The organism is Emticicia sp. MM (assembly GCF_001649495.1).
Genome location: NZ_LXHX01000052.1, coordinates 1 through 7,988, shown reverse-complemented (window position 1 = coordinate 7,988; position 7,988 = coordinate 1). Strand labels below are relative to the sequence as shown.

The window sequence follows — 7,988 nt, the reverse complement described above, 5'->3', positions numbered from 1 at the left end:
TTGGTATCAGTGAAAAATAAAATTTCATATAAAAAAAGAGGTTGGGGGATTCCCAACCTCTTTTTTTATAAATATACTTAAAGTTTTACTTTCTAAAAACTACCCAAACAGCCAAAAATACAAGAAAGAAACCTAATAAGTAGTTCCATTTTAAAGGCTCTTTTAAGTAAAATACCGCAAAAACTACAAATACAACTAATGTAATTGCTTCTTGTATTGTCTTCAACTGAAATGCATTAAACTGACCATACCCTAATTTATTTGCTGGAACCATAAAAAGGTATTCAAAAAATGCAATCCCCCAACTTATCAAAATTGCCTTCCAAATCGGCAAATCAGGCCGCTTAAGATGTCCATACCATGCAAATGTCATGAATGTATTTGAAACAAGTAGCAATAAAATTGTCCGCATAATTAATGGTAAAATTTGGGTAAGTGTTAAATAAAACAAATTGATTATCTTTGCAAATGTAATTAATTTTAGAATTGTAACTCTTTTTTGAGCAGGAGCATCTATGAAAATTGGAATCATTGGTTTGGGGGATATGGGAAAAATGTTTGCCAAGATTTGGGCAAATACAGGTTTAGAAGTTTTTGGCTGTGACCTGCCTCAAAACCGTGAAATCCTCGAAAATGAGTTAGGTCCATTTGGAATAAAGATACTTAACGACGGAATTGCAGTTTCTAGATTATGTGATTTTATACTCTATTCTGTTGAAGCTGAAAACATTGAAAAGGTAGTCGCTCAATGTGGACCATCGACCAAATATGGAGCAATCGTTGCAGGACAAACCTCTGTCAAAACACCTGAAATAGCTGCGTTTGAAAAGTATCTACCACAAGATGCTCAAATTGTTACCTGTCACGCACTTTATGGGCCTGCCGTAAATCCGGTTGGACAAACATTAGTTGTAGTAAACCACAGAGCGTCAATTACAGCCTTTGAAGAGTCACTTAAGGTTTTTCATGTAATTGGTTCAATCATACATCAATTAGAGGATTTCCATTCTCATGACCGTATGATGGCTGATATTCAAGCAGTTACACATATAGGTTTTGAGAGTATCGGAACAGCCTTTATGCACAGAAAAGTTTATCCTTGGGAAAACACATTACACCCAAATGGCTTGGATAATGTAAAGTTACTCATGACCCTTAGGATTTACAGCTACAAATTCCATGTTTATTCGGGCTTAGCATTACAAAACCCTTATGCCAAAAGAGATGTAAGAAATTATGCTAAAGCTGAAAATGAGCTTTTTGAAATGATGATTCAGGAAAATGAAAAAAAGTTTCGTAAACGCATCTATTCTGCACGAGATTCCGTATTTAAAGATAAAAGTGGAGACTTAATGCTCGATGATAAAATTATGAGTGAATTTAGCTTAAGTCAAGATTTTGAACACAAGCCTAATTCTCATTTAAGTCTTTTAGCTATGGTTGACACTTGGCATAAACTAGGTACAAATCCCTATAAAAATTTAATTTGCCAAACCCCACCATTTAAACTCAGAGTTGGTATGGCAGAGTACTTATTTATGAATGATTCTTTACTGGAAGAAACTATTGAAGCAGCCCTTTTTGATAAAACAATTCGTGGCGAAGACTTAGCATTTCATACTGCAGTTCATGAATGGGCTAATATAGTAGAAATGGGGGACAAAGAAAGTTACCGAAAACACTTTGAAGCCACCAAAACCTACTTATCTGACCGATTAGAAGAAGGTAGAGCCAAAAGTAGTCTTTTGATTTCAAAACTTCAAAATGCGTAAAACTAATTAAAAAAAATGTAACTCTTTTGAAATTTAAACGTCTTAAATGGATAAAACAGATTTATCAAAATACAATAATGATTGGTATAAACAATCAACTTTAACAAGAGGAAAATTAACTTCTTTACTGTGGTACATGACCAACGCAATTTTTTTCAATTCTTATCTCTTAATCCCATCTTCAATAAAAAGGCGACTACTCATTTTTTTTGGGGCAAATATTGGGAAAAACATAACAATCAAACCCAAAGTCAATATTAAATATCCTTGGAATTTAACAATTGGTAATTATGTTTGGATTGGAGAAGAAGTTTGGATTGATAATTTAGGCAAAGTTGAGATTGGAGATAATGTTTGTATTTCGCAAGGAGCGTTACTTCTATCAGGAAATCATGACTACTCCAAATCTAATTTTGACCTTATTGTAAAAGATATCACTATTGAAGAAGGTGTTTGGATTGGAGCTAAAGCAGTGGTTTGTGGGGGCTTAACTTGTCATTCACACGCAGTACTATCAGTAAATTCTGTAGCGAATAAATCATTAGAATCTTACACGATTTATCAAGGTAATCCTGCTCAAAAAGTCAGGATTAGGAAAATGCCATTAGATAAATAAAACACCAAAAAGATTTTATTTTTTTCGTGTTTACATTAAAAAAAGTATTTAATTTGTATAGTAATTACTAACTAGAAGTAATAAATATTAAACATTGCTCAGATGTTTCCTACTTTCGAATCTCTTATCCCTGATAAGCAAATACAAATATTAATTTCAGCGATTATCGCAATGATCATAAACTTGCGTTCAATTCCTGTCATCATAAACATAAGCGGTCTGCGTGGATTAATGGATAATCCTGTTAAAAGAAGCTCACATAAAACACCTACTCCTACCTTTGGTGGAGTAGCAATTTTCGCTGGTGTTTTGATTGGTTATATGATTTGGAATTTTGGTGATGAAGGAATATTAATTCACAAAGTTTTTGCAGGGACCGTAATATTATTTTTTTTAGGAATTAAAGATGACTTATATGCACTTTCACCAACTAAGAAAATGATTGTGCAAGTTCTGGCATCAGCCATCGTAGTTATTGGAAGTGATTTGAGAATTTCAGACCTATTTGGAATTTTTGGACTTGGACATATTCCTTACATTTTAAGTATCCTACTCACGATTTTTGTCTTTGTAGCCATGATTAATGCTTTTAATTTAATTGATGGCATTGATGGCTTAGCGGGTGGTATTGCAATGATTGCAAGTAGTGGATTTGGACTTTGGTTTTTAGTCAACCACCATTATTCTTTGGCATGTTTAGCTTTGTGCTTAGCTGGGTCTTTAGTAGGTTTTCTGCGATTTAACTTTTCTCAATCTTCAAAAATATTTATGGGAGATACTGGTTCATTGATTATTGGATATATAATCACAGTACTTGCCGTAAGATTTATTCACTTAAATGTCATGCATGCTTGGGAAGCTGACTTATCATTTGTTAGTGCACCAATTATAGCAGTTGTTATATTAATTATTCCAATTTTTGATACAATTAGAGTATTTTCAATTAGAATTTTGAGAGGAAAATCACCATTTAAAGCTGACCGCCTGCACATGCACCATTTGTTGATAGACAACAATCTTTCTCACATGCAGGCTTCCTTTGTTTTATATTTTACAACAATTTTCTTTACTGTAACTACTTACTTGGCAAGAAGTTATTTTACAAATACTGAACTCTGCTTTTTCATAGTTATTCTATTGGCTTGTTATTTTATTGCTGGACACTTTTTAGAAGTCAGACGTCTTCAATTAAAGAAAGAAGAACTAACAACAACCGATAAAACATCAGCCAATAAAACTCCAAAGAAGGAACAATTAAAACTCAGTGAGGTGAGTACAAACTAAAATTCATCAAAAGAGTCAACAAAGCTCCTCGTACAATTTCAGTGTTTCATTGGCCTCTTTAACATCATGAACTCGTAGGATTTTAGCACCTTGAGTAAGTGCATACATATTCAAAGCCGTTGTGCCATTGAGGGCATCATCAGCAGAGACACCAAGTGTTCGCCAAATCATTGATTTTCTTGATATTCCCACTAGAATGGGCATATTCATTACATCAAATGTTTTCAAGTTTTTCATTAATTCGAACCCCTGTTTTGAATCTTTTGCAAAACCAAAACCAGGGTCAATGATTATATCCTTTACGCCTAATAATCTTAACTGCAAAACTTTTTCATTTAGTTCATGTATAATTTCTAAAGTAAGATTATCGTATTGGTTTAAGCTATTCATGGTTTGTGGATTACCGCGGCTATGCATTAATATGTAGGGAACATTTAATTCTGCAACTGTTTTAAACATAAATTCATCAAGATTCCCCCCCGCAATATCATTGATTATCGCTGCTCCAGCATGAATTGCTGCTTGAGCAACTTTACTTCTAAAAGTATCTATTGATAGTATTGCATCTGGTAGGTTTTTTACAATTGCTTCAATGGCGGGTACAACTCTATCAATTTCTTCGTTGGTTGAAACCTCTGCGGCATTCGGACGGGTCGAATATCCTCCAATATCAATAAATGTAGCACCTTGTTTAAGCATTTCAGCAGCTTTTTCTATTAGTAAATCAATATCGGCATTGTATCTACTTTTAGCAAAAAAAGAGTCGGGCGTAATATTTAATATCCCCATTATCTTTGGGCTAGATAAATCTATCAACTTATTCTCTGCCTTAGAATCATTCTGAAATTTAATACTTATCAATGTCATTTGTTTATGGTGGCGAAGTTTTTTAGTTTTGCAAAAAAATTGCCTCAATCTACTTAATTTAATTTTCTTGATTCAAAGATAATTCAATCTTGTGAACTTGACTTACTTTTTTCTAAATTGAACAAAAATACAATTTCGAACACAAAGCGACAGCAATTACATAACTCAATGAACCAAACAGAAACAGAATATCGCCAAGTCATAAAAATTTGTCAAGACCTTTTTGAAAAGAAAAATAAAGACTACGGTACTTCATGGCGTATATTACGATTACCGAGTATAACAGACCAAATATTTATTAAAGCACAACGTATACGAACCATTCAAGAAAAAGGATTTAGCCGCGTTGATGAAGGCGAAATTCCTGAGTTCATTGGTATAATCAACTACTGTGTAATGGCTTTAATTCAAGCTGAATTAGTGAATAATTCTGAAGTTGAAATACCTTTTGAAAAACTTCAAGCTATGTATAATAAACAAGTTGCTGAGGTAATGCAATTATTGTTTAATAAGAATCATGATTATGGTGAAGCTTGGCGTGATATGCGAGTAAGTTCAATGACAGATATTATTTTGATGAAATTATACCGCATTAAACAAATTGAAGATAATCAAGGTAAAACTTTAGTTTCAGAAGGTATTAAAGCTGGTTATCAGGATATCATTAACTATGCTGTATTCTGTATGATTAAGCTAGGACAGGCTCAGGGACAACAATAATTATAAAACAATAAAATGATTATAAACTAACATTTTATTGAAATGATTAGACTATTAACCACAAATCCAATTTCAATCAACTGATTTTATGAAAATACTCGCACAAATTGCTCGAATAATTGTTGGTGTAATATTTACTTTTTCAGGGTTCGTAAAAGTTGTAGACCCTGTTGGTACTGGCATTAAACTAGAAGAATATTTCGAAGTTTTTGCTCAAGATTTACCTTCTTTGCAAGGTGTTTTTATGTTTCTAGCTCACAACTCCCTTACGTTATCACTAATTTTTTGTGCTTTAGAAATTATTTTAGGGATTGCTACGCTTCTTTCTTATCGCATGAAATATACTTCATGGTTACTTTTAATAATTATCGTATTTTTTACCTTTTTAACTTTCTATTCAGCATACTTCAATAAAGTAACTGATTGTGGTTGTTTCGGGGATTTTTTAAAGCTTAAACCTTGGACTTCTTTTAATAAAGATATTTTCTTAACCTTTCTAATACTCGTAATTTTTATTTTTAGAAGTGGTTATAAAGAATCAAATTTGCATACCTTTATGGCCATAACTACTATTATTTCATTTGGATTAGGTATTTATGCCATACGCTACTTGCCACCTATTGATTTTTTACCGTATGCCGTAGGTAAAAGTATTCCAGAACAAATGAAGCCAACGGGAGTAAAACCAATAATGGAATTTACTTTCTTGAACAAAAAAACCAATGAAACCATAGTAGCAAAAGAATTTCTGATGGATACACTCACCTATAAGTATGTATCTATGGTTACACTAAATGAGGATAAAATTAAACCTAAAATTACTGATTACAATATTAGCGATTCACAAGGTAATAATTATACAGATTCTAGCTTTACTGGTAAAAAATTATTAGTTATATTGAAAAATGTTGAGCAAATTGATGAAGCGGAAGTGATAAACCTAAAATCGGTCATCAAAGAAGCAGAATCAATTGGAGTTCAACCAATGATTTTGACATCAGTGATACAAGCCGACTATGAAAAATTTAAAACTACAAATCATATTACTACTCCATATTTTTCGGCAGATGCTACAGTTTTAAAAACAATGGCCAGAACAAATCCATGCGTGATTTTGTTAGAAAATGGAGTAGTCAAGGGTAAATGGGGTAATCATAGTATTCCAAGTAAAAAAGAATTAGCTGAAACATTAAAATAAAAAAGAAGCATCGATTTGAGAATGACCACGAATATTTTTTTAATAGGAATGCCTTCGTCGGGTAAAAGTACACTTGGCCGACAAATCGCAAAAAGTCTCGGATACGAATTTGTGGACTTAGACTTGAGAATCGAAATTGCAGAAGGCAAGAAAATCGCGGAAATTTTTAGCTTAAATGGCGAAGAATATTTCAGAAAAGTTGAAAACCAACAACTCAAAAAAATTATTAAGGATTCAAAAATGGTTGTAGCCACTGGCGGTGGCACTCCATGCTATTACGATGGCCTTGATTATATTAAAGAAAATGGTATTAGTATTTTCTTAGATGTAAAACCAGAAATGTTAGTCGAAAGAATGAAAGTTTCTAAAAAAAATGACCGTCCATTATTTGATTTAGAAAGTAAATCGCTTTTAGACACTATTTCACAAACTTATAATGAACGCCTCTCAACCTATCAGAAAGCGGATATAACTGTTGAAGGCGATACCGATCCCGACAGTATTCTTTGGATAATAGAAGCAGAATTTTCAAGAAAATAATTTTTAAGGAGGTGTTTAGGAATAAATACCTCCTTTATTTTGATTAGCAGAATCACGTCTATAACAAAAAGGAGCCTTTTAATAGAGGCTCTTTTTTGTTATTTTATTTATTGTTTTGGCGTTGCCTTACAGCTTCATATAAAATAATTGCCGTAGCCACTGAAACATTCAACGAACCTATTTTTCCCATCATTGGAATCTTAGTTGCGAAGTCGGCCTGTTCTAATAAATTATCAGAAATACCATCTTCTTCAGAGCCCATCAAAATTGCAGTTGGTAGGGTAAAGTCGATTTCATACAATTCATCATTCGCTTTTTCAGTACATGCTACAACCTGTATTCCAGACTGTTGTAACTCACTAACTACTTGCGACAAACTATTTTCCCTGCAGACTGGTAAATGGTTTAATGCACCAACCGATGTTTTCATGGCATCTGCATTAACTTGTGCTGCCCCACGAGCAGGAACAACTATCGCATTTACACCAGCACACTCGGCGGTACGTGCAATTGCCCCAAAATTTCTAACATCTGTAATGCGGTCTAAAACTAGCAAAAGTGGCGTTTCACCCTGTTCGAAAGTATCAGCAACTACATTAGAGGTTTTTGCGTAATTCACAGCAGAAACAAATGCAATTACACCTTGATGAACCTTCATCGTAACACGATTCAGTTTCTCTAAAGGAACCCTCTGTAAAGGTATCTCTCTTTCACGAGCCAGTTTCTCAACTTCAGCGTGCCCAAAATCACGTTGAAGTAAGATTTTTTCAATTTCTTTAGTACTTTTTAATGTTTCTAAAACAGACTGTACACCAAATACAATGTCAGGTTTTGAAGGCTTCTCAAATCCTACTGGTGTTGGTTTAGCAAAATATCTTTTTTTTTGTCCAGGCTTAGAATCACTGCCTGTTTTTTTAAATCCTTCTGAACTACGTCCTAATCCACTACGTTTCCTGTTCTCCATGCTTCTACAAACGGAAACCAATATGCC

9 protein-coding genes are annotated in these 7,988 nt (G+C 33.4%); 6 read left to right on the top strand and 3 right to left on the bottom strand.

Annotated elements, in window-relative coordinates; genetic code table 11:
* Positions 1-85: 85 nt before the first annotated feature.
* The gene (locus tag A6M55_RS07245; RefSeq protein ID WP_374755374.1) at positions 86-532 is read right to left on the bottom strand and encodes a DMT family protein; all 447 of its coding nucleotides are present in this window, start codon (positions 530-532) and stop codon (positions 86-88) included.
* Between A6M55_RS07245 and A6M55_RS07240 the strand changes: the two genes are divergently transcribed.
* From A6M55_RS07240 to A6M55_RS07230, 3 genes are all read left to right on the top strand, one after another.
* Positions 516-1,772 carry a prephenate dehydrogenase gene (locus A6M55_RS07240; RefSeq protein ID WP_064197081.1) on the top strand — a complete coding sequence of 419 codons (1,257 nt, stop codon included), beginning with the start codon at positions 516-518 and terminating at the stop codon, positions 1,770-1,772. The two genes, A6M55_RS07245 and A6M55_RS07240, sit on opposite strands and share 17 nt — an antisense overlap.
* Before the next feature lie 46 nt (positions 1,773-1,818).
* The gene (locus A6M55_RS07235) at positions 1,819-2,388 is read left to right on the top strand and encodes a WcaF family extracellular polysaccharide biosynthesis acetyltransferase (protein WP_064197080.1); all 570 of its coding nucleotides are present in this window, start codon (positions 1,819-1,821) and stop codon (positions 2,386-2,388) included.
* A 102-nt stretch (positions 2,389-2,490) separates the two neighbouring features.
* On the top strand, positions 2,491-3,672 hold the full coding sequence (locus tag A6M55_RS07230) for a glycosyltransferase family 4 protein (protein ID WP_015030687.1): 1,182 nt from the start codon (positions 2,491-2,493) through the stop codon (positions 3,670-3,672).
* Between the two features lie 15 nt (positions 3,673-3,687).
* Here A6M55_RS07230 and folP read toward each other — a convergent pair whose 3' ends face one another.
* Positions 3,688-4,539 carry a dihydropteroate synthase gene (folP, locus tag A6M55_RS07225; protein WP_064197079.1) on the bottom strand — a complete coding sequence of 284 codons (852 nt, stop codon included), beginning with the start codon at positions 4,537-4,539 and terminating at the stop codon, positions 3,688-3,690.
* 168 nt (positions 4,540-4,707) lie between these two features.
* Between folP and A6M55_RS07220 the strand changes: the two genes are divergently transcribed.
* The 3 genes from A6M55_RS07220 (at position 4,708) to A6M55_RS07210 (ending at position 6,997) form a co-directional block, all read left to right on the top strand.
* The gene (locus tag A6M55_RS07220; protein WP_015030685.1) at positions 4,708-5,259 is read left to right on the top strand and encodes a DUF1599 domain-containing protein; all 552 of its coding nucleotides are present in this window, start codon (positions 4,708-4,710) and stop codon (positions 5,257-5,259) included.
* 88 nt (positions 5,260-5,347) lie between these two features.
* Entirely contained in the window at positions 5,348-6,457 is a 1,110-nt protein-coding gene (locus tag A6M55_RS07215; protein WP_064197078.1) for a BT_3928 family protein, read from the top strand.
* A 21-nt stretch (positions 6,458-6,478) separates the two neighbouring features.
* Positions 6,479-6,997 carry a shikimate kinase gene (locus A6M55_RS07210; protein ID WP_015030683.1) on the top strand — a complete coding sequence of 173 codons (519 nt, stop codon included), beginning with the start codon at positions 6,479-6,481 and terminating at the stop codon, positions 6,995-6,997.
* Between the two features lie 103 nt (positions 6,998-7,100).
* Here A6M55_RS07210 and rlmB read toward each other — a convergent pair whose 3' ends face one another.
* The gene (gene rlmB / locus A6M55_RS07205; RefSeq protein ID WP_064197077.1) at positions 7,101-7,961 is read right to left on the bottom strand and encodes a 23S rRNA (guanosine(2251)-2'-O)-methyltransferase RlmB; all 861 of its coding nucleotides are present in this window, start codon (positions 7,959-7,961) and stop codon (positions 7,101-7,103) included.
* Between the last annotated feature and the right edge of the window lie 27 nt (positions 7,962-7,988).